Source organism: Ruegeria sp. E8 (assembly GCF_056533985.1).
In genome coordinates this window covers 121,495-143,734 of record NZ_JBQFOY010000005.1, presented here as the reverse complement: position 1 = coordinate 143,734, position 22,240 = coordinate 121,495, and the positions used below count along the sequence as shown (strand labels likewise).

Here is a 22,240-nt window from a genome sequence, read left to right as displayed (position 1 = left end):
CGAGAGTATTTTTTGAAAAGGTGAAGATCAGAGTACGCCCACCCAGGCGATGACCATTGGCAAGGTCAGAATGCTGACGACGGTGGACAGAAGAATGGCCGCCGACGCGCGTTGTGGGGCGATTCCGTAGTGGGCGGCCAGCATGTAAACATTGCCAGCAACGGGCAGGGCGGCGGCTGCAATCGCTACAGTGGCGGGAAAGGTGTCAATCGGAACCAGCAAGATCAGCGCGATTGCGACACAGGCCGGGTGGACCACCAGCTTGCAAAAACTGAGCCACGCGGCGACTTGAAGACGTTCTGCGGATTTCCCGGCCAATGACGCGCCAATGGCAAACAGGGCGCCAGGTGTGGCCGCGCCGCCGAGAATGGTCAGAAAATCAAAGAAGGGTTCTGGTACTGGTATCTGCAAAGACGACCAGATAAGCCCGGCTGAGATGGAGATAATCATCGGATTCTTGATCAAACCCAGGCCAATCAACCGAAAAGTGGCACGGGTCAGTTTGCCGTCGCGACCGCCATTGATCAGGATCACGATCAAGGAGGAAAAAACCACCAGATCGACAGTCAAAACCAACATGACCGGTCCGATCGCAGCCTCGGTGAACAAAAGCGCCAGCATGGGAAGCCCCAGGAACCCGACATTGCCGATGGCCGCGCATTGTGCCTCGACGGCTGCGGTTGGAATATCCAGCCCGCGCAACCAGGCGACGCAGGTCGCCAGCGCGTAAACCGTCGCGGTTCCCAGCAGGTACCCAAGGATCAGCCGGGCGTTGAAAATCTCGGCAAAGGGCAGTGTGGCCGCAAAGCGAAACAGCATCGCCGACAGCGCGAAGTAAAAGACGAACTTGGTGAGATATGCCGTGGCTTCGGCGGAAAAAAACCGCGTGCGCCCCGCCCAAAAGCCCAGGCCGATGATCGCGAAAAAGGGAAGCGTGCGCAGAAAGATTTCGACCATGGGCCAAGTCCTAGCACGGTTTGAACCCGCCGCAAGTGCTCAGCACCAAAGCAAACGGGCTGAAAAGTCCGAGAATCGTTGTATCTAAACCGAACGGTTTATAAGCTGGCGCAGTTATCGATCTAGGAGACGACATGACCCAGACCGCCACTATCCTTCGCACCGGCCGAAAATTCGACCAGGTTTTGCGCGGGGCCCGAGAGGTTTTCATGGCGGATGGGTTCGAGGGTGCAAGTGTTGATGACATTGCCCGCGCAGCTGGCGTATCAAAGGCAACCCTGTACAGCTATTTCCCGGACAAACGACTTTTGTTCATGGAAGTTGCGCAGACGGAATGCTGCTTAATGGCTGAGCGGGTTATCTCGATGATCGACGAGAGTAAGCCTGCGCGTGAAGTGCTTCATATCACAGCTACGCAGTTGACCACTTTCCTTGTCTCAGACTTCGCGCAGCAGGTCTTTCGGATTTGTGTCGCAGAACGGGATAGGTTCCCTGAACTTGGCCGGGCATTTTATGAAGCCGGGCCGCAAAACGGCCAGCGGCACATGGCCGAATACCTGGAAAAAGCGGTGGCCAAGGGCGAACTGGTCATAGAAGATGTACAGATCGCGGCAGAACAGTTCTCTGAGCTGTGCAAGGTTCGGATCTGGACACGTGCAGCGTTTGGTATTCAGAATTCGTTCACTCAGGACGAAATCGAACAAGTGGCTGCTCAGGCTGTTGACATGTTCCTTGCACGGTATGGGGTGTGACCCGCAACAATGAAGGCCCGCGCCCAGAACAGGAACGCGGACCATCACTCACCCACCAAATCACTCGATAACAATCTTGAGCGTTGTGACCCGTTTACTCGATGAAGGTCCTAGCAAGGCGCTCGCTTATGGGCTGTGCCAGATAGGCAATCACTGCACGCTTGCCGGTGCTGACAAACAGATCTGCTGGCATCCCGGGGACAAGTACCAAAGACGTCACCTCATCGGATTGCTGATCGTCCAGTTTGACCCGCGCCTTGTAATAGGGCTCGCCGGTGCGTTCGTCCTCCAACGCATCCGCGGAGATATCGAAGATTGCCCCTTTGGCTTCGGGCACATCGGCCTGGGCGAAAGCGGACAGACGGATACGTGTGGTCTGACCGATTTTCAGCTTGTCGATGTCACCGGGTTTGACCCGGGCTTCGACAATCAACCCTTGATCGGCAGGCACGATTTCCATGATGTGTTCCCCGGGCCTGATCACCCCGCCTGTGGTCGACGCGGCCAGATTGACAACCCGGCCGCTGGCCGGAGCCAGAATCTCGATCCGTTTGCGACGTTCCGCAGCCCCTGCATATTGCGGTCGGATCAGATCAAGCTGCGCGTCAACAACGGCCAACTCTCCGGCAAGCACTTCGTCCCGCAGTTTTTGCTGGCTGATCAGGGTCAGTTTCAGCTCGCTGATCTGATTTTCCGCCTGCGCAATCTGCGTTCGAAGTGAGGCATCAAGGCCTGAAAGCCGCTCGACCTCGATCTGCCGGGAACTCACGCGAGTAACGGCGACAAGACCCTTTTCCAGCAAGCTTTGCAGGTTGTTCAGTTCTTCTTCTGTGATGTCCTTTTGGTTTTGCGTGCTGATCCGCTGCTCATTCAATCCTTCGATCTGATCTTGCAGGGCAGCAATACGTTGCGCGTTGATTTCAACTTCAGTCGCGCGGGCACGATATTCGGCATCGAATAACTGTTTTTGGGTCAGATAGGCAGAATACCAGTGCGACCGGTTCATTCCTTCCCGGAAGCTTTGGAACGCGGTGGCTTCGACAAATTGTCTCTGTCCCTGTCTTTGCGCAAGCAGACGCGCGCGGCGCACCGAAAGCTCTCCGATCTGGCTGCCGAGCACGTTTAGGTCGACGTCAATATCGGTGCTGTCCAGACGGATCAATGATTGCCCTTGTTCGACGAATTCACCGTCTGCAACCAGAATGGACCGGACAATGCCACCGTCGAGATGCTCAACCGTCTTCCGGTCGCCTTCGACCACGAAAGAGGCAGGGGCTACAACGGCCCCGTCCAGTTTCGAGGCGAAAGCCCAGTAAACACTGCCGCCAACAAAGGCCAATAGTGTGAACAGGCCGAACAGAACGTACATCCTTATGCCGGGCGAGGCTTCGGTTACATCAATCACCTGTACGTCACTGACGGCCAGCGCATTGGTATTCGGGTTATAGGGAACGATCCGGGTCATTGGGCGGCTCCTGTGATGCGATTGTCTTCTGAAAGGCGCAGGGCGGGTTTCCCGGCTGCGGTGGCGCGCGACGATACGTTCAGCACGTTGCGGTTGTTGACCTTCAGCACGTCTTCCTTGTCGCCAAACTGGGCCTGCGATCCGTTGCGTAGGACCATGACTTTGTTGGCAGCCTGCAGCGTGGCAGGGCGGTGGGTCATGACAACTGTTATCGATCCACGCGCCTTTGCTGTAAGAATTGCATCGCGCAGGGCTTTCTCACCCTCGGCATCCAGATCCGAGTTTGGTTCATCCAGCACCAGCACGAACGGATCGCTGTAAAGCGCGCGGGCCAGGGCAAGACGTTGACGTTGACCGCCGGACAGGAAGAACCCCTGACCGATGCGCGTTTCATACCCGTCGGGCAGGCCGCTGATCAGTTCATGCACACCGGCTTCGCGTGCGGCGCGCAGCACTTCGGTATCGTCGATGGCAATGGCAAAGCGGCCAATGTTCTCGCGGATCGTGCCGTCAAACAGCTCTACATCCTGCGGCAGATAGCCGATCTGCTTGCCCAGATCCTCGTGGTTCCATTTCGACATCGGGCTGCCATCCAGCAGAACCTCGCCCCGCTGGGGATGCCAGATTCCGGCCAGCATCTTGCTCAGAGTTGTCTTGCCCGATCCGCTTTGGCCGATGATCGCCAGAACGTCGCCAGCGGTCAGGCTCAAATCGATGCCGCGCAGGGTGGCGTTGACCGCTCGGGGAGGGCCCGCTTGCGCGATCTTCACATCCAGCGACTTGAAGGCTCGGGGAAGGTGAAGGTTCTGCGGCGCTTCGGCATATTCCTCGGTCAGTGACCTGATCTTGGAATATGAACCACGCGCGGCCAGAAATGTGCGCCATTGTCCGATCAGCTGATCGATTGGGGCAAGGGCGCGGGCCAGAACGATTGTCGCGGCAATCATGACGCCGGCAGTGGTCTCGCCCGTGATGGCAAGCGCTGCACCCAATCCAAGCGTTGCGGATTGCAGCCCCATACGCACGGTCTTGGACATGACCGAGAAACTGGCGATCCGGTCTGCGGCACGGGTCTTGTGGCGGTGGGCATCCACCTGCAAAGCGGTCCAACGGCGCACCAGATCGGATTTCATGCCCAGCGCATGGATCAGCTCAGCATTGGTGTCACTGGTTCTGAACAGTGCATCTGAACGCCCACGGGCTTGCACAGCTTGTTGCATCGGTTGATGCGCGCGGGCGTTGTTGATCAACGCCATCGTTGTCAAAAGCAGGGCTCCTGCCAGCCCGAGCAGACCAAGCAGCGGATGCAAAACATAAAGCACCAGCAAATAGATCGGTATCCACGGGGCATCGAAAAAGGCGGTCAGGGTTGTGCCCGAGATGAATTCGCGAAACCCGTTCACGTCCTCGACCAGGTTTTCACCTGCGGTGGCTTCGCCCTGTACGCGCCGTTGCATGGCTGCGCCAAGTACGGGGGCGCCGACGCTCATCTCGAACCGGGCAGCAAGGCGGCCAAGGATGCGCATCCGTATCAGATCTAGGCAGGCGATAACCACGAAGACACCCACCAGCAGCAGCGAAAGGGCGATCAGCGTGTCGGCATTCTGGCTGGTTAAGACGCGGTCATAAACCTGTAGCATATAGATTGGACCGGCCAGCATCAGCAGGTTCAGAAACAGGCTAAAGAAGGCGACCGCGACGAAACCTTTGCGCAGCGACCCCCAGGCGGCTTTGACGGGGTTGGTTTTCTGCAACATCGTGTTGATCCTTTCCGGTTTGCAAAGCGGGGCGACCGAAGCCGCCCCGCCAAAGGATTTCTTACGCGACGAAATCGTCTTCGCTCAGATCGGCGCTGTTAACACCGGCCAGCCGGACCGAGCCCTCATTGCCGAAGCTGATCACCGCATCGTTGCCGTCCTGCGCGATATTCAGGGCGTTGCCGAAATCGGGTCCGAAGTTACCGAACTGAAGCTGGTCGAGACCAATCTCGAAATCTTCGATAACGTCGTCGCCGAAGTTCGAGCCGAAAGTGAAAGTATCCGCGCCTTCGCCACCGATCAGAACATCGTCGCCGCCTTCACCGGAGAGCAGGTCATCGCCCCCGGCCCCGTTCAGGACATTGGCCAGACCGCTGCCAACAATCTCGTCACCATCATCCGAGCCGATAACGTTTTCGATCGAGATCAGAACATCGGTCTCGATCTGGTTGTCGATGACGTCCTGTCCGACGACACCGGTTCCACCCTCGGCATCCACATCCAGCGTGGCACCCGCATCGACCAGCGTGTCCTGTACGACCGGGCCGTTCACACCCGCCGGTGCGTTGTGCAGGTGGATGGCTGATACGACGCCGGGGATCGGCGTGTTCAGGTCGGCCTCGTTCAGGCCCACAACGCTCAGTTCGCTGGAATAGGTCACCTCTCCAGTGGTCAGGTTCTGGGTGATGACAACGGTGGCGTCGCCCGTGGCTTCGCTGTCCGAGGTCGGCCCGGGTTCCTGTGCCGCATCCAGCCCGCCGCTCAGAGTTACGGTGCGAATGCCGCCTTCAGTCACATCGCTGTCGACCAGCAACTGTCCGCGGATTTCACCGGCAGGGAAGTCAGCCGTGTGAATGTTGTAGTACAGGTTACCCTGGACCGCTTCTTCCACAAACCAGGCGCCGTCCGGAATGTTCGCTCCGAACTGATCCGGAGCAGTGACAACCGCATCCACAATCGAGACATTGAAGCCGGTGTCGCGGGTTGCGGTGCCGTTGCCGTTGGCGTCCAGACGCACCTCGACCGCGACATCCAGATCCGAGAAATCGGCGGTGTCGATACCGTCGCCCCCGTCGATGAAGTCATTGCCCAGACCACCGGTCAGAACATTGTCCGCATCGCCCGCGATCAGCACATCATCGCCCGCGCCACCGTCGATATCGCCGTTGGTGGTGCCCAGATCGACAAAGATGTCGTCACCCGCGCCCAGCAGGACGTTGCCGTTGATGACGCCTTCGTCGTCGTTGACGATGGTGACATCACCCGCATCCAAGGCGTCGATGGCGTTGACCGTGCCACGGATTTCGCCTTCGTTCAGAACCGCACCCAGCAGGTTCAGACCGCCATCGATGCGGATACCCGCTGCGGCGTCCGAAGCTTCGGAGCCCGCGATCAGCCCCTCGTTGACGACAACTCCGGCAAAGGACGCGTCGTCCTGGCTGGTGAACAGGCGCAGACCGTCGCCGACCTGATTGCCCTCGACCGCATCGCCGCGACCTTGCAGCGTGCCTTCGTTCAGGATGGCGGCCGAGACCACATCGCCTGACACATCACCGGTTTGCAGTGAGACGGCCGAGCCGTTGTTGCCTTCGCCCGCGTCAACCAGACCGGTGTTGGTGAAGGTATAGTTGTCGGCGGTGCCATCGGCATAGACCGTGCCGTTGCGCTGATTGCCGGTGCCGAGGATGTCGCCTGCGTTGACAACCTCCAGCCCGTCGCCGTCGATGTTCAGCGCGCGGCTGTCCGAGGTCACGGTGCCGCGGTTGACGAACGACCCGCCTGTGTGGTCGCCGGTGCCGAAATACACACCGTTCTGACCACCGGCAAAGACGCCGGTTTCCTCGTTGACCAACTGGCCCTGGAAGTTGACGTTGTTCACCGCGCGGAAGGCACCGACCGTGCCGTTCGCACCCTCGGACGTGACCGAACCGGTGTTCAAAATCGTGCCGTCAAACAGGGCCGGGCCAAAGCCGCCACCTTCCAGACGCGCACCTTCCAGACGGATGCCGTCACCCGCAGTGCCCAGACCGGCCCCTGCATTGCCGCGACCGGCGATGGTGCCGGCGTTGGTGATTTCGACCTCGCCATTGCCATCGGCGGCAAGTGACAGAGAGATACCCGCGCCGTCATTATGCTCACCCGCGTCGATGGTTCCGCTGGCGAGGTTGTTGATCGAATAATCAGACGCTGTGTCATCGGCATAGACGGTGCCGTTACGCTGATCGCCGGTGCCCAGGATGTCACCGCCGTTGATCAGATCGACACCCGAACCGTCGATATTGACCGCACGGCTGCCCGACTGGATGGTGCCAAAGTTCAGCACATCCAGATCGTGCTCACCATTGCCGATATACAGGCCGTTGCGCGGGCCTTCGATCACCCCGGTCGAGGTGTTCAGAATCTCGCCTTCGGTGTTTGCGCCGTCAGCGATGCGGATACCGGCTGCGGTGCCCTGATTGCTCTCGGTCGAGATCAGGCCGCTGTTGATGATCTCGGTTTCAAGAATTGTGCCTTCGGCGCCGTCGTCGATACGGATGCCGTCTCCGGCCAGTCCGGTGTTCGCGGCGGCCTGACCACGACCCTGAATGGTCGCGCCGAAGCCGTTGAAAACGTCGGTCTCCACGCGGTCGCCAAGTTCATCGCCGATCTGCAGCGAGATACCAGCACCCTGATTACCCTCACCTGCGTCAATCGTGCCGCCGGTGAAGTTCGAGATCGAAACGTCCTCGGCCGTGCTGTTGGTGTAGATCGTGCCGTTGCGCTGATCGCCGGTGCCGATGATGTCGCCGAAGTTGCGCACATCGATGCCCTGGCCCTGAATGTCTACTGCGCGGCTATCCGACGAAATGACAGCGCCGCGGAAGTTGTCGAGAGAGCCGGAGCTTTCAGCACCTGCAAACTGCACGCCGTTGAACTCGCCCGTGATCGCACCAAAGTTGCGCACAGCAGCGCTGCCGGTGACTTGAACGCCTGTTGCCAGCGCATCGGGGCCATTGTTCGCTTCAATCCGGCCCGAGCGGAAGTTGAAGAGATCCACATCCTCGCCCTGCGCCTGAACGGCTGCAACGGCGTTGTTGGTGACAATCTCGCCGAAGTTCAACAGGCGCGAAAAATCATTCGCCAGAACAAAGGCCGGTGTGTCGTCAACCACCGTGGACTGAAAGAAGTTGTTAATGAGGGTTTGGCCATCGCGGGATGTCTCTTGCGCCAGTGTCGACGTGGTCAAGAGACGGGCGCGCAGGCTTTCTGCAAATTGGGACAGCATGGATTACTCCGTCAATTGGTTGCGTTCGTGCTAGCGGCCCGTCAGTTCGGGCAGCCGACGCAACAAAGGACTAGGTCGTCCCGCGCGGCAGATGAAATTCATGGTCCAAATCGGATGTATAACCGCCGCAAATACTCACGGTTTTCGTGAGGGGTGAAACACCAAAGTCGCAGCAAAAACGCCTTTTTCGCCCATTGCGACATGTACGGAGATCTATTCGATTTCGAATTCTGACAGATTTGTTAGAGGATGTGAGCGTCAATCCGATCGGATTTGCCCCGACGGCCTTCTGAATTTTGTTGTCAGGCCATATTTTGTATGGCGATTAGCGCGAAGAATTAGCTTCAGGAATGGATGTTCAGTGAACCTCAGAGATCTGGAATATGTCCTTGCCATCGCAAAACACGGCCAGTTCAGTCAGGCGGCGGCGGCGTGCAACGTGTCCCAGCCTGCATTGTCGAACCAGATCAAAAAGCTTGAGCAGGAATTGGGCACTGATTTGTTCCTGCGTCTCAACAATGAGGTGCGCCCGACCCTATATGGCTCCCGCGTCGTCGAAATCGCTCAGCGCATTCTGAACGACGCCCAGAAAATCCGCGACACCGCGACCGAGTTTCGCGACCCTGAGGCAGTACCGCTGACAATCGGCATGACCCCGACGCTGGCTCCCTATCTGACCGGGTACTTTTCCGAGCTCTTCAACACTCTGTTCCCACGGATGCGCGTCACGCTGGTTGAGGACCTGCCGCAAAACATGCTGCGCATGGTTGAAGATCACACTTTGGACATGGCGTTGGTGGCGAAGATCAACAATAGCGCCTCGCTAGACTTCACTTCGATCTGGTCCGAGCCCTTGTTTCTGGCCCTGCGCGAGGGGCACCCTCTCTGCACGCTCCCGTCCATCGCCCCTGAAGATGTACCGTCGCATGACTTCATCCGGCTTCCGCATAGTTTCGGATACGATCTTGAGGACAGGCTTCCCCAGCAAGATGGAACAACCCGGATCAGCAAGCGTTTCGATCTGACCGCGTTGCGGTTTGAAACGATCTGCCGCCATCTCTGCCATTCTGACGACTGCACAATTGTCTCGGCTTTGGCGGCGGAACAGTTCAAGCGGGATAACTGGCCATTGTGTTTCATTCCATTTGATGCCCCCGGGAACTTGCGGGATCTAGGGGCGGCGACGCGTCCGAACTGCCCCAGAAAACCAATGTTGGCGCGCATTGGGGCATACATCCTGGAAAACCCGCCGGTTGGTGTCATTCCAACCTACAAGCCGGATACCGACGTTTCGCGCAAAGACAGCAACCCTGAACCTGTGCCGGAGAAAGTATAGCCGTTCGAAGCATTCAGGTTCGCTTTCCCGAATTTTGCGACGCTCCCACACATTCTATTGACGCATGGCAAAGGGCGGCACTATCGGTGGTTTCATTGAAATCCGGATGTCCGTCCGCGCTGAGCTGCGGTCGCCTAAAATTGGGACAGGGTCATGACCGAAACCGAAATCCGACACGAGGGAATGCGCATCGGTGGACAGGTTGTGTTCACGCAAGAAACCGTTCCTGTACATTACCCCTACACCAACGCCATCGTAGGGACTGTTCCGGCGGGAACGGCCCAGCACGCGCGACAAGCATTCGAGATCGCGGCAAACTATACGCCAACCCTGACCCGATACGAGCGGGGCCAGATCCTTCGGCGAGCGGGCGAGTTGATCGGAGAAAAACGCGTCTTTCTGGCCAAGTGGCTGACGCTGGAGTTGGGCATTTGCCAACAGCATTCGATCTATGAAACCAAACGCGCGCAGGATGTATTTCAGTTTGCTGCCGCCGAAGCGCTGAAAGATGATGGCGAGGTTTTTTCTTGTGACCTGACCCAAAACGGCAAGGCGCGGAAGATATTTACCAAGCGCGAACCCGTCAAAGCGATCAGCGCGATCACGCCCTTCAACCACCCTTTGAACATGGTCAGCCACAAGATCGCGCCCTCGATAGCAACGAACAATTGCATGGTCTGCAAACCGACTGAACTAACGCCTCTGACGGCGTTGACACTGGCCGACATTCTTTATGAAGCTGGTCTGCCGCCCGAGATGTTTCAGGTCGTCACCGGGTGGCCGCAGGACATTGGGGATGAGATGATCACCAATGCCAATATCGACATCATCACCTTCACCGGCGGCGTGCCGGTCGGCAAGCTGATCGCCTCGAAAGCCGGGTACAAACGTCAGGCGCTTGAGCTGGGCGGGAATGATCCCTTGATTGTGCTGAACGATCTGAACGATATTGATCTGGACCGCGCGGCAACGATTGCGGTTGCAGGGGCTACCGGAAACTCCGGCCAGCGCTGCACGGCCATCAAACGTATTCTGGTGCAGCAAAGTGTGGCGGATCGCTTTGTCCCTATGGTGTTGGAAAAGGCAAAGGCCATCCGGTTCGGCGACCCTCAGGACCCCGAGACAGAGCTGGGCTGTGTGATCCATGCCGAAGCCGCAGAGCTGTTCGAGAACCGCGTATTGCAAGCGGCTGAGCGGGGGGCGGACATCCTCTATCATCCGGGTCGGCAGGGGGCGTTGCTGCCGCCGATTGTCGTCGACAAGGTGCCGCATGATAGCGAGTTGGTCATGGAGGAGACCTTCGGGCCAATTATACCCATCGTTCGCGTGCCGGACGACGACGAGGCAGTGATGCAGATGTCGAACAGCACCGCGTTTGGATTGTCCTCAGGTGTTTGCACCAACGATCTGAACCGGGCCATCGCCTATATCAATGGTCTTGATGTGGGCACTTGCAATATCTGGGAACAGCCGGGCTACCGGATCGAGATGTCACCCTTCGGCGGAATCAAGGACAGCGGCAACGGTGTCAAGGAAGGCGTGATCGAAGCGATGAAATTCTTCACCAACGTCAAAACCTATTCGCTACCGTGGCCTCAGTAAGTGGTGCGCATCTGGTATCCCTGATGGAACGTCATGCGCACGAAGGTAACCGGGTTGCTGCGGAACCATGTCGTGCGCTCCAGCTGGAACAAAGGCGTGCCGGACGGTATAGACAGGAATTCCTGCAATTGTCCTGTGGCGGGAACAGCCGAAAAAGCAATTTCGGCGTTTGAAAAAGGGACTTCTGAAAGAAGCCATTCATTTGGTCCGGTTGTCAGAAAGTCTTCATCCAGTACCTGAGGCACGGCACTGACATTGATCCAGCGTTCTTCGAACTGAAACGGGCGATTGTCAGCGTGGTGCATACATTGCAAGTGCACAACCTTTGTACCTTCGGGGATGTTCAACTTAGCCTGTAACCACGCCGGGCAAGTGATCGTGGTTCGACTGACCAGAGCGTAGCGATACTCGGCATTCATCTCTTCGATGGTCTGCCGCACCACAGTGATCGGCAGCTTGGCCTGTTTCACCGGTGTAGTAACAACACGGGTGCCGCCCTTGCGTTTGCGCGTGACGATTCCCTGTTCCGCCAATTCGCGCAGCGCCCGGTTGACCGTCGCCCGCGCAACACCGAATTCGGCTGCCAGTTCCAACTCTGTCGGCAGCAGGCAGCCCTGCGGCCAGACGCGGGTTTGAATACGGTTGACGACTTCGTCCCGGATATCCTGAAAGCCGATATGTTTTTGGTCGGTCACGTGGTGTTCACCCAGTTAGGTATAAGCATAATGGTATTATGAGGTTATTTTTGGCCCGTAAAGGGCAGGGCGAAACTCACAGCTTGGTAAGTAGATCGGACATAGCCTTCCGATAGTTGGATACGATCTGGTTCCGCGCAATATGGCGACCCTCTTGCACCTGATGACGACCGGCTGACCAAAGGTCTGTGACGACGTGGTCTTTCGCGGCAAAAACCAACCCATCAAGCAGCTGTTCTGGTCGCAGCGCGAAAAGCGCCGGACTTTGGCTGTCAATTGCGACCAGGTCAGCCAGCATCCCTTCGGCAATCTGCCCGGCTTCGCGCCCCAACGCCTGTGCCCCGCCTACAGCGGCACCGCAATAGAGTGTTTGTCCAACCGATCCTTCCCCCTTGACCAGAACATTGCGCGACAGATCCCTAAGGCGTTGGGAATATTCCAGTGTTCGCAACTCTTCGGTCATCGAGATCAAAACGTTTGAGTCCGACCCGACCCCGAAGCGCCCTCCTGCCTTAAGATAGGTCGCGCCATTGAAGGGTCCGTCGCCCAAATTGGCTTCGGTGATTGGGCACAGCCCTGCAACGGCGCCGGTCAAAGCCATGCTGCGGGTTTCCTGTTCCGTCATGTGGGTGGCGTGGATAAGGCACCAACGCTGATCTATCGCAGCATTGTCCAACAACCACTCAACCGGGCGCGCACCCAGACCCTCCTGAACCTGAGAAACCTCTTTGGGTTGTTCAGCTATGTGAATATGAACGGGACCGGTTGTTCTTGCGCTGAGAACCTGTGCCAGATCGCGCGGAGACGTCGCGCGCAGAGAATGGGGGGCGATGCCGAGTTGACTGTCATTTGGCAGATCGCGCAGTGCAGACTGCGCCCTCTCGACCAACGCCAGATAGCGATCCACATCATTGCCAAACTGTAATTGCCCCGCTTCCAATGGCTGCTCGCCGACCCCGGCATAGGAATAGAGTACGGGCAGATGTGTCAGCCCGATGCCTGTTTCGACGGATGCGGCCATGATCCGATCAGACAGTTCCGCAAGATTCGTGTAAGGTGTTCCGTCTGCCTGATGATGCAGATAATGGAACTCGCCAACAGCGGCATATCCGGCTTCCTGCATCTCCATATAAACCAGTGCGGCGATGGCCTGTACCTGATCCGGGTTCAGATGCTTGGTGAAGCGATACATCAGATCGCGCCACGTCCAGAAGCTGTCACGGCCCGCCATCCGGTATTCGGTCATTCCCGCCATGGCGCGCTGAAACGCGTGGCTATGCAGGTTGGATAGTGCGGGTAGCAGAGTGTCAACGACTGCATCCCCATCTTGTGCCGTCGCATCGTGTTGCAGCGACGCGATCCGACCCTCTCTGATTTCGACCCTCAGATTTCTAGCCCATCCCGCGCCGAGAAGGGCGCGATTTGCAAAGACAGCCATTTTTCACCTCATTTTATGGATAGACATATAAATGATAGAAATGTACCAGAAAAGATGAAAATGCACGGAGGCTGCGAGTCACATGCAAATGCAGGGGCAGGTACTAATAGACCTTGACGCCGCGACCATGACCGAAGGGGGTGCACCTTACGGTCTAATCACCAATGCGGCCATTGCGATGCAGGATGGGGTTATTGCCTGGGTCGGGACTGAGGCTGATCTGCCGTCAGAATTTTCCGATTTGCCTCGCAAAAATCTTGGCGGGCGTCTGGTCACGCCTGCTCTGATTGATTGCCACACCCATGTGGTTCACGGCGGCCATCGTGCGGCGGAGTTTGAGATGCGCCTGAACGGGGCGAGTTATGAAGAGGTCGCGCGCGCCGGGGGTGGGATCATTTCGACCGTCAAGGCTACACGCGCCGCCAGCGTCGAGGACCTGATCGCTCAGGCTCTGCCGCGTGTGGATGCGATGTTGGCCGAGGGCGTGTCGGTTATCGAGGTCAAGTCCGGCTATGGGCTTGATCGCGATACTGAATTAAACATGCTGCGTGCTGCCCGCGCGTTACCGGATCACCGCCCTGTGCGCGTCGTGACCAGCTTTCTTGGGGCACATGCGGTGCCCGAAACCTATTCAGGGCGGGCAGCGGACTACATCAGCGAGGTTTGCATTCCCACCCTTCGCGCAGCTCACGACGAAGGTCTGGTCGATGCGGTGGATGCCTTCAGCGAAGGTATCGCCTTTCAGCCGAACGAGCTGATTCCTCTGTTTGATGTTGCAAGGCAGCTTGGCCTGCCGATCAAAATCCATGCTGAACAGTTGTCGAATCTGGGCGGTGCGAAACTGGCGGCCGGATATGGTGCGATATCGGCGGATCACATCGAATACCTAGATGAGGAAGGTGTGCGGGCCATGGCCCAGGCCGGAACGGTCGGCGTTATTCTGCCCGGCGCGTTCTATACTTTGCGTGAAACGCAAATGCCGCCGATTGATCTGATGCGCCAACATGGGGTGCCCATGGCGCTGGCCACGGATTGCAACCCGGGTTCGGCGCCGATGACCTCTTTGCTGCTGACGATGAATATGGGTTGCACCCTGTTTCGCTTGACGCCCGAAGAAGCCCTAAAGGGCGTGACGACGCAGGCAGCCCGCGCCCTCGGTATGACCGAGTGTGGTCAAATCTCAGCCGGGCAGCGCGCCGATCTGGCGGTCTGGGATGTCGAACACCCTGCCGAGCTGGCCTATCGCATCGGTTTCAACCCACTTCATGCCCGCATTTTCGGAGGCTCACTGTGACGACCCTAACTCTCACTCCGGGAACTGTTACCCTGCCGCAACTTGAACGAGTTTTTCGAGAAGAATGCGCGGTGCAGTTGGATGCATCCTGCCGCCCAGCAATTGAAGAGGCTCATAAACGTATCGCTGGCGTGGCAGCAGGCGAAGCCGCCGTTTATGGAGTAAATACCGGGTTCGGCAAATTGGCCAGCGTCAAGATCGCGGCCGAAGACACGGCGACCTTGCAACGCAACCTGATCCTGTCCCATTGCTGCGGCGTGGGTCCTGCGATCCCGCGCGCTCATGCGCGGTTGATGATGGTGCTCAAGCTGCTCAGCCTTGGGCGTGGCGCATCGGGTGTGCGGTTGGAACTGATAGATCTGCTGGAGGCTATGCTGGACAAGGGTGTCACTCCGGTGATCCCGGCGCAGGGCTCGGTCGGGGCGTCCGGGGATCTGGCCCCGCTTTCCCATATGGCGGCGGTCATGATGGGCGCAGGTGAGGCCGAATTCGGCGGCACTGTCATGACAGGTGGCGACGCGTTGGCCGCGGCGAGTCTGGTCCCGGTGGAACTCGGCCCCAAGGAAGGTCTGGCGCTGATCAACGGCACCCAGTTCTCGACCGCCTTCGCTCTGGCGGGTCTGTTTGGCGCGTGGCAGGCAGCGCAAAGCGCGCTGGTGACCTCGGCGCTGACGACGGATGCGATCATGGGATCGACAGCGCCTTTGCAGCCCGAGATCCACACGTTGCGTGGTCATCGCGGACAGATCGAGGCGGGTGTGACCATGCGCGCCCTTTTGGCCGGGTCCGTCATTCGGGAAAGCCATCGGGATGGCGATACGCGCGTACAAGACCCGTATTGCATTCGTTGCCAGCCGCAGGTCGTTGGCGCGGCAATGGACGTGCTCCGGCAGGCTGCTACCACCTTGGAGATCGAGGCGAATGCGGCGACGGACAATCCTCTGGTTCTGTCTGAATCCGGGCTTATTGTCTCGGGCGGGAATTTCCATGCCGAACCTGTCGGATTCGCCGCCGACATGATCGCACTGGCCGTGGCCGAGATCGGAGCCATTGCGCAGCGCCGCATCGCACTGATTGTCGATCCGGTGCTCAGCTTTGATTTGCCTCCCTTTCTGACGCCCAACCCGGGCCTGAACTCGGGCTATATGATCGCCGAAGTGACAACGGCTGCGCTGATGAGCGAAAACAAGCATCTGGCCAATCCCTGCGTCACCGACTCGACGCCCACGTCGGCCAATCAGGAAGATCACGTCTCGATGGCTGCACATGGCGCGCGGCGTCTTGGGCAGATGGTGACAAATCTGGAACGCATTCTGGGAGTCGAACTGCTTTGTGCCACACAAGGGGTCGAATTCCGCGCACCGCTGCCCACCAGCGAAACGCTGCAAGCTGTAATGGCACGGCTGCGCGCGGTGGTGCCTGCCTTGGGCGACGACCGGTACATCGCGACCGAGATCGAAGCAGCCTCGGCCCTGATCGCCAGTGGCGAGATCGCGCATGGCGCGGGAATAGCCATGCCGGAGTTGGGTGCATGACTGGCCCTGTCGAGGTCGCACGCGGTGACGGCCCTGTCGTTTTGGGCTTGCCGCATACGGGTACGCACGTGCCCGCCGCTATCGCGGCCAAACTGAATGCGCGGGGTCAGGAGCTGGCTGACACAGACTGGCACATCCACAGGCTGTACGAAGGGCTATTGCCCGGTGCCACCACCGTTCGTGCCACCTTTCATCGTTATGTGATCGACGCCAATCGCGATCCGTCGGGCGTGTCGCTCTATCCCGGTCAGAACACAACAACCCTTGTGCCGTTAACCGATTTCGATGGACAGGAAATTTGGAATGAACTGCCCACCGAACAGGACATCGTCGAACGGCGCGAGGTGTTTCATTCGCCCTATCACGCAGCGCTGCAGGCTGAGCTGGAGCGGGTCAAGGCGATCCACGGGTTTGCTGTGCTTTATGATTGTCATTCGATCCGCAGCCACATTCCGTTTTTGTTCGAAGGTACTCTGCCCGATATGAACATCGGTACTAATAACGGGGTGACCTGCGCGCCGGAAATCGAGGCCATCGCACATGAGTTTGCTGCCTCATCTCCTTACAGCACCGTTCTGAACGAGCGGTTCAAAGGTGGATGGACAACCCGTCATTATGGCCAGCCGTCCTCAGCGATTCACGCGATTCAGATGGAATTGGCCCAGTCGACCTACCTGAACGCTGAAGCTGCGCCTTGGACCTACGACCCCCAAAAAGCCGACCGCCTTCGCCGTTGGCTCAAAGACATTCTCGACGCGATCCACAACACTGCATTGGAGCTTGCCCGATGACCGACCCTCGCAAAAACACCCGTGATATCTTTCCGCCCACCGGGCCCGAGCTGAACGCCAAAAGCTGGATGACCGAGGCGCCGATGCGGATGCTGATGAACAACCTACACCCGGACGTGGCCGAAAACCCGCATGAGCTGGTGGTTTACGGCGGCATCGGGCGCGCGGCGCGCACATGGAACGATTTTGATACCATCGTTGCCAGCCTCAAGGATCTGGAAGAGGATGAGACGCTGGTGGTGCAGTCCGGCAAGCCGGTGGCCATCGTGCGCACCCATTCGGATGCGCCGCGTGTGCTGATCGCGAACTCGAACCTTGTTCCGCATTGGGCGAATTGGGATCATTTCAACGAGCTCGATAAGAAGGGCCTGATGATGTACGGCCAGATGACCGCTGGTTCGTGGATCTATATCGGCACGCAGGGCATCGTGCAGGGAACCTATGAAACCTTTGCCGAGGCCGGGCGTCAGCACTATGGCGGCGATCTGACAGGTAAATGGATTCTGACCGGTGGTCTGGGCGGTATGGGCGGCGCGCAGCCTTTGGCGGCGGTCTTTGCCGGGGCCTGCTGTCTGGCGGTGGAATGCAACCCGGACAGCATCGATTTCCGCCTGCGTACCAAGTATCTGGATGAGAAAGCCGAGACGCTGGACGAAGCGCTTGAGATGATCGACCGCTGGACCAAAGCGGGTGAGGCGAAATCGGTGGGCCTGCTGGGCAATGCGGCAGAAATCTTCCCCGAAATCTACGCCCGAATGCAGGCGGGCGGAATGCGCCCGGACATTGTCACCGACCAGACCAGCGCGCATGACCCGGTCAACGGCTATCTGCCTCTGGGCTGGACCATGGCGCAATGGAAGGACAAGCGGGAAAGTGATCCCAAGTCGGTGGAACAGGCGGCGCGCGCGTCGATGAAGCAGCATGTTGCCGCGATGGTCGACTTCTGGAATGCAGGCGTTCCGACGCTGGACTACGGCAACAACATTCGGCAGGTGGCGCAGGATGAAGGGCTGGAGAACGCCTTTGCCTTCCCCGGCTTCGTGCCTGCCTATATCCGTCCTCTGTTCTGCCGGGGCATCGGCCCGTTCCGTTGGTGCGCCCTGTCCGGCGACCCCGAGGATATCCACAAAACTGACGCCAAGATGAAGGAGTTGTTCCCCGAGAACACGCATCTGCACAATTGGCTGGATATGGCGCAGGAGCGCATCGCCTTTCAGGGCCTGCCCGCGCGCATCTGTTGGATCGGGCTGGGCGACCGTCACAAGGCCGGGCTGGCCTTTAATGAAATGGTTCGCAATGGCGAGTTGAAAGCCCCGGTTGTTATCGGTCGGGACCATCTGGACAGCGGTTCGGTTGCCTCGCCCAACCGTGAAACCGAGGCGATGAAAGACGGCTCGGACGCGGTCAGCGATTGGCCATTGCTAAACGCTCTGGTCAACACCGCCTCGGGCGCAACATGGGTTTCGCTGCATCACGGTGGCGGCGTTGGCATGGGGTTCTCTCAGCACGCAGGCGTCGTTATTTGTGCGGACGGAACGGACGAAGCCGCCAAGCGGCTAGAACGCGTTCTCTGGAACGATCCGGCTTCGGGCGTGTGGCGACACGCAGATGCCGGATACGAGGATGCCAAGGCCTGCGCACGCGAACACGGGCTGCGTTTGCCGGGTATTTTGGGCTGATTTGCGCATTTACCTTTGAATTTGTCTGCATGGCTTAGCGCTAACGCCGAATTTTCCGGTTTCGATCCGGGGTGGTTTGGGCTAGGGCTAGGCCGTTATGCAGCCCGCCAGGCTAACGACAACTGACAAAGGTGGCTCGCCCGTTGCTCGATATTACACATGTCCGCTCGGTCCTCTCGGACGTCTATGACCTCGCCCCATCGGCCACGCTGGCCAATGAGATGAAAGACACGTTTGCCCGCATGGACCGTGTGGTCAGCCCACCGGACTGGGCGATCTATGCGCCTTATGTACGGGCTATCAACGCACTCAAGAAAGAGCGTAACGCCGTGATCCTTGGGCATAATTACATGACGCCCGAAATCTATCATGGCGTGTCCGATTTTGTCGGGGACAGCCTGCAACTGGCCATCAAGGCCAGTGAAGTCGAAGAGGATGTGATTGTTCAGGCCGGTGTTCATTTCATGGCCGAGACATCGAAAATCCTGAGCCCGCAAAAGACCGTACTGATGCCCGATATGGAGGCAGGTTGTTCGTTGGCAGAATCGATTACCGCCGAGGGGATCGAAGAAATGCGCGCCAAATATCCTGGCGCACCGGTCGTGTCTTATGTGAACACCACTGCCGAGGTCAAAGCTGCCTCGGACATTTGCTGCACATCATCGAACGCTCTTCAGATTGTGAACGCGATGGAAAGCGACACGATCATCATGACGCCGGATCAGTATCTGGCCCAGAACGTCGCCAACCAAAGCCACAAGAACGTGGTGTACTGGCCCGGGTCCTGTATCGTGCACGAACAATACACCGCGCAGGATTTGCGCGACTTCCGTGAATGGAACCCGGGCACGCGGTTGATCGCGCATCCGGAATGCCCGCCGGATGTGGTGAACGAGGCGGATTATTCCGGTTCAACCAGCGGTATCATCAAATATGTACATGATGAGAAGCCCGAAAAGGCGATGTTGATCACCGAGTGCTCGATGGCGTCGAATATCGCGGATGAACTGCCAGAGGTCGATTTCGTGGGCCCGTGCAACATGTGCCCGTACATGAAAAAGATCACGCTGGAAAAGATCCTCTATGCCTTGCACACAATGGAAGGTCAGGTCGAGGTCGCTGAAGATGTGGCTGAGAAGGCGCGCAAATCCGTTCAGGCGATGATTGATCTGTCCCGCAAACTCGGCATCTGATCGGAAATGCCAGACGTCACCACGGATCGCGTCATAATTGTCGGGGCCGGAATTGGTGCGCTTTACGCCGCACTGAAACTGGCACCGCGACCAGTGGTGGTCATCTCACCTGATCCTTTGGGTCAAGGCGCAAGTTCGGCCTGGGCGCAGGGCGGAGTAGCGGCAGCCATGGATCTGGCCGACAGTCCGGAAAGCCATGCCGCAGATACGGTTAATGCAGGCGCGGGCACAGTCGAGTCGGATGTGGCCGATCTGGTGACCCGCGAAGCCCGCGAGTATATTCTCGACCTGACCGAGATCGGCACGCCGTTCGATCGCACCGAAGACGGCGGGTACGTCCTGTCGCGAGAGGCCGCGCACAGTTTTGCTCGGGTGGTTCGCGTGAAAGGAGATCAGGCAGGCAGTGAAATCATGGCCGCTCTGATCGAGCGTGTACGTGAAACCCCTTCGGTTCAGGTGTTGGAGGGCGTTCTCGCCGTGGCTTTGGACATGGACGAAGACCGTGTGGCGGGGGTTTTGGTACAGGAGGCTTCCACAGGTTCTGCACCAGTCGCCCTGCGCGGACCTGCGGTGTTGTTGGCCGGGGGTGGCTCTGGCGGGCTATATGCGCTGACGACCAACCCTGCACGAATCCGGGGGCAAGTCATCGGCATGGCTGCACGCGCAGGGGCGTTGATTGCGGATGCTGAATTTGTCCAGTTCCATCCCACGGCAATAGACGTAGGCGAAGATCCCGCGCCGTTGGCCACCGAAGCGCTGCGAGGGGAAGGGGCGATCCTGATCAACAAACTGGGAGAGCGGTTTATGCAGGCCGTTCACCCGGATGCCGAACTGGCCCCGCGCGACGTCGTGGCCCGCGCGATCTTTGCTCAGGTGCAGGCGGGTAACAGACCAATGCTGGATACGCGCGCCGCTTTGGGTGCACGGATCAAACAGTTGTTTCCGGCGGTCGCAGCCTCGTGCACGCGCAACGGGATTGATCCGGCCAGCGATCCGATTCCGGTCGCCCCGGCGGCGCATTATCACATGGGTGGCATTGCCACTGACACGGGCGGGCGCGCAAGTCTGGATGGGCTGTGGGTTTGTGGCGAGGCCTCTTCCACCGGCCTTCACGGCGCCAATCGTCTGGCCTCAAACGGGTTGCTCGAAGCGCTGGTCTTTGCGCGTATCTGCGCCGAAAACATTGCAGAGGCATTACCTGACGGTGCGAATGCTGATCCAATTGAATTGCGTTTTGCCCCAAGTAACTTGCCTGATACGGCGCAGGCGGTTCAGGACCTCCGCAACACTATGACCCGCGATGTCGGTGTCGTCCGTGAGCGTGTTGGGTTGAGCCGTGCATTGCGGACAATTGCGGAGCTTGAGGCCCGACACGGCGACTGCCCGTCCTTCAGAAACATGTGTGCAACAGCCACTTTGATCGCTGCCGCAGCGCTGCAACGCGAAGAAAGCCGCGGTGCACATGAGCGATCCGATTTTCCGGACATTGCCGATGGCCCCGGCGAGCGATCCCGGATGACTCACTCCGAAGCCCTGACCATTCGGGCCGAAGCCTGCAAGGAACTCTCATGACTTTTGCAACCCTGCCAGATCTAATCCTCGAACCTGTGATCCGCGCGGCGCTGATGGAAGATCTGGGGAGCTATGGCGATGTGACGACGCGTACCGTGATCCCGCAAGACACGACCTATACAGCCCGGTTGAATGCGCGCGAAGACGCTGTGGTTTCGGGAATTCAGGTGGCGACAATTGCGTTCCGGCTGGTCGACCCGACGCTTGAGGTTGAGGTGCTGGTCAAGGACGGCGCGCGTTGTCAACGTGGCGATACGCTGATGACCATCAAGGGGTCTGCTGCGTCGATCCTGTCGGGTGAGCGTGTCGCGCTGAACTTTGCAGGTCGCTTGACGGGCATAGCAACCAAGACGGCGGCGTTTGTTGAGCGGACCAAAGGCACCAAAGCCCGCATGACCTGCACACGAAAGACAACGCCCGGCTTGCGCATTGTGGAAAAGCAGGCCGTATTGCATGGGGGTGGCTTCAATCACCGCTATTCCTTGTCTGATGCGATTCTGATCAAGGACAACCACATCGCAGCTGCCGGCGGCATCCGTCAGGTTCTTGAAGCCGCCAAAGCCCAGGCAAGCCACATGATGGCTGTTGAGATCGAAGTCGATCGCCTGGACCAACTGGCCGAGGTTCTGAAGGTCGGTGGCGCGTCTGTCGTGTTGCTCGACAACATGGACAACGACATGCTGCGCGAAGCCGTTTCCATAGTGAATGGTCAGATGAAAACCGAAGCCAGCGGTAATGTGACGTTGGAGCGCGTAACGTCCATCGCTGAAACCGGTGTGGATTACATCTCATCCGGTGCGCTGACACATTCCGCGCGCACTGTCGATCTGGGTCTCGACTTCTGACGACGCGGCATTTCCGCTTGATTTGGGTTCGTTTGCGCCAACACGGTTGCGCAATCAAATTTTA

General features: G+C 58.6%; 16 protein-coding genes. 10 read left to right on the top strand and 6 right to left on the bottom strand.

Annotation, left to right across the window (positions count from 1 at the left end; translation table 11 throughout):
• Positions 1-27: 27 nt before the first annotated feature.
• The gene (locus tag ACR0LF_RS08970; RefSeq protein ID WP_480576623.1) at positions 28-957 is read right to left on the bottom strand and encodes an AEC family transporter; all 930 of its coding nucleotides are present in this window, start codon (positions 955-957) and stop codon (positions 28-30) included.
• 134 nt (positions 958-1,091) lie between these two features.
• Between ACR0LF_RS08970 and ACR0LF_RS08965 the strand changes: the two genes are divergently transcribed.
• Positions 1,092-1,709 carry a TetR/AcrR family transcriptional regulator gene (locus ACR0LF_RS08965; RefSeq protein WP_480576626.1) on the top strand — a complete coding sequence of 206 codons (618 nt, stop codon included), beginning with the start codon at positions 1,092-1,094 and terminating at the stop codon, positions 1,707-1,709.
• Positions 1,710-1,803: 94 nt separating this feature from the next.
• Here the strand turns inward: ACR0LF_RS08965 and ACR0LF_RS08960 are convergent, their stop codons facing one another.
• The 3 genes from ACR0LF_RS08960 to ACR0LF_RS08950 form a co-directional block, all read right to left on the bottom strand.
• On the bottom strand, positions 1,804-3,174 hold the full coding sequence (locus tag ACR0LF_RS08960; RefSeq protein WP_480576629.1) for an HlyD family type I secretion periplasmic adaptor subunit: 1,371 nt from the start codon (positions 3,172-3,174) through the stop codon (positions 1,804-1,806).
• Complete coding sequence (locus ACR0LF_RS08955) at positions 3,171-4,931, bottom strand: type I secretion system permease/ATPase (protein ID WP_480576632.1); 1,761 nt, start codon at positions 4,929-4,931, stop codon at positions 3,171-3,173. Before ACR0LF_RS08955 ends, ACR0LF_RS08960 begins: the two co-directional genes overlap by 4 nt.
• 61 nt (positions 4,932-4,992) lie before the next feature.
• Positions 4,993-8,196, bottom strand: a complete 3,204-nt coding sequence (locus ACR0LF_RS08950) for a beta strand repeat-containing protein (protein ID WP_480576635.1) — start codon at positions 8,194-8,196, stop codon at positions 4,993-4,995.
• A gap of 361 nt (positions 8,197-8,557) precedes the next feature.
• On the opposite strand from ACR0LF_RS08950, the gene ACR0LF_RS08945 reads away from it, so the two are divergent.
• Together ACR0LF_RS08945 and phnY are read left to right on the top strand one after the other, a co-directional pair.
• Entirely contained in the window at positions 8,558-9,532 is a 975-nt protein-coding gene (locus tag ACR0LF_RS08945; RefSeq protein WP_480576638.1) for a LysR family transcriptional regulator, read from the top strand.
• A 153-nt stretch (positions 9,533-9,685) separates the two neighbouring features.
• Positions 9,686-11,134 carry a phosphonoacetaldehyde dehydrogenase gene (gene phnY, locus ACR0LF_RS08940; RefSeq protein ID WP_480576641.1) on the top strand — a complete coding sequence of 483 codons (1,449 nt, stop codon included), beginning with the start codon at positions 9,686-9,688 and terminating at the stop codon, positions 11,132-11,134.
• Here the strand turns inward: phnY and ACR0LF_RS08935 are convergent.
• A complete protein-coding gene (locus ACR0LF_RS08935) occupies positions 11,128-11,829 on the bottom strand; it encodes a GntR family transcriptional regulator (RefSeq protein WP_480576644.1) in 702 nt (233 codons plus the stop codon). The two genes, phnY and ACR0LF_RS08935, sit on opposite strands and share 7 nt — an antisense overlap.
• Positions 11,830-11,905: 76 nt before the next feature.
• Positions 11,906-13,267, bottom strand: coding sequence for a formimidoylglutamate deiminase (locus tag ACR0LF_RS08930; protein WP_480576647.1), 1,362 nt, complete (start codon positions 13,265-13,267; stop codon positions 11,906-11,908).
• Between the two features lie 88 nt (positions 13,268-13,355).
• Between ACR0LF_RS08930 and hutI the strand changes: the two genes are divergently transcribed.
• From hutI to nadC, 7 genes are all read left to right on the top strand, one after another.
• The gene (gene hutI, locus ACR0LF_RS08925; RefSeq protein ID WP_480577252.1) at positions 13,356-14,561 is read left to right on the top strand and encodes an imidazolonepropionase; all 1,206 of its coding nucleotides are present in this window, start codon (positions 13,356-13,358) and stop codon (positions 14,559-14,561) included.
• Positions 14,558-16,096 (top strand): histidine ammonia-lyase, encoded by a 1,539-nt coding sequence (gene hutH / locus ACR0LF_RS08920; protein ID WP_480576650.1) that lies wholly within the window; start codon positions 14,558-14,560, stop codon positions 16,094-16,096. The genes hutI and hutH overlap by 4 nt, the downstream gene beginning before the upstream one ends.
• Positions 16,093-16,887 carry an N-formylglutamate deformylase gene (hutG, locus tag ACR0LF_RS08915; protein WP_480576653.1) on the top strand — a complete coding sequence of 265 codons (795 nt, stop codon included), beginning with the start codon at positions 16,093-16,095 and terminating at the stop codon, positions 16,885-16,887. Before hutH ends, hutG begins: the two co-directional genes overlap by 4 nt.
• On the top strand, positions 16,884-18,566 hold the full coding sequence (gene hutU / locus ACR0LF_RS08910; RefSeq protein WP_480576656.1) for a urocanate hydratase: 1,683 nt from the start codon (positions 16,884-16,886) through the stop codon (positions 18,564-18,566). The genes hutG and hutU overlap by 4 nt, the downstream gene beginning before the upstream one ends.
• Positions 18,567-18,709: 143 nt before the next feature.
• The gene (nadA, locus tag ACR0LF_RS08905) at positions 18,710-19,759 is read left to right on the top strand and encodes a quinolinate synthase NadA (protein WP_480856237.1); all 1,050 of its coding nucleotides are present in this window, start codon (positions 18,710-18,712) and stop codon (positions 19,757-19,759) included.
• 6 nt (positions 19,760-19,765) lie between these two features.
• A complete protein-coding gene (locus ACR0LF_RS08900; protein WP_480576662.1) occupies positions 19,766-21,331 on the top strand; it encodes an L-aspartate oxidase in 1,566 nt (521 codons plus the stop codon).
• Positions 21,328-22,176, top strand: coding sequence for a carboxylating nicotinate-nucleotide diphosphorylase (nadC, locus tag ACR0LF_RS08895; RefSeq protein WP_480576665.1), 849 nt, complete (start codon positions 21,328-21,330; stop codon positions 22,174-22,176). The genes ACR0LF_RS08900 and nadC overlap by 4 nt, the downstream gene beginning before the upstream one ends.
• Positions 22,177-22,240 lie beyond the last annotated feature (64 nt).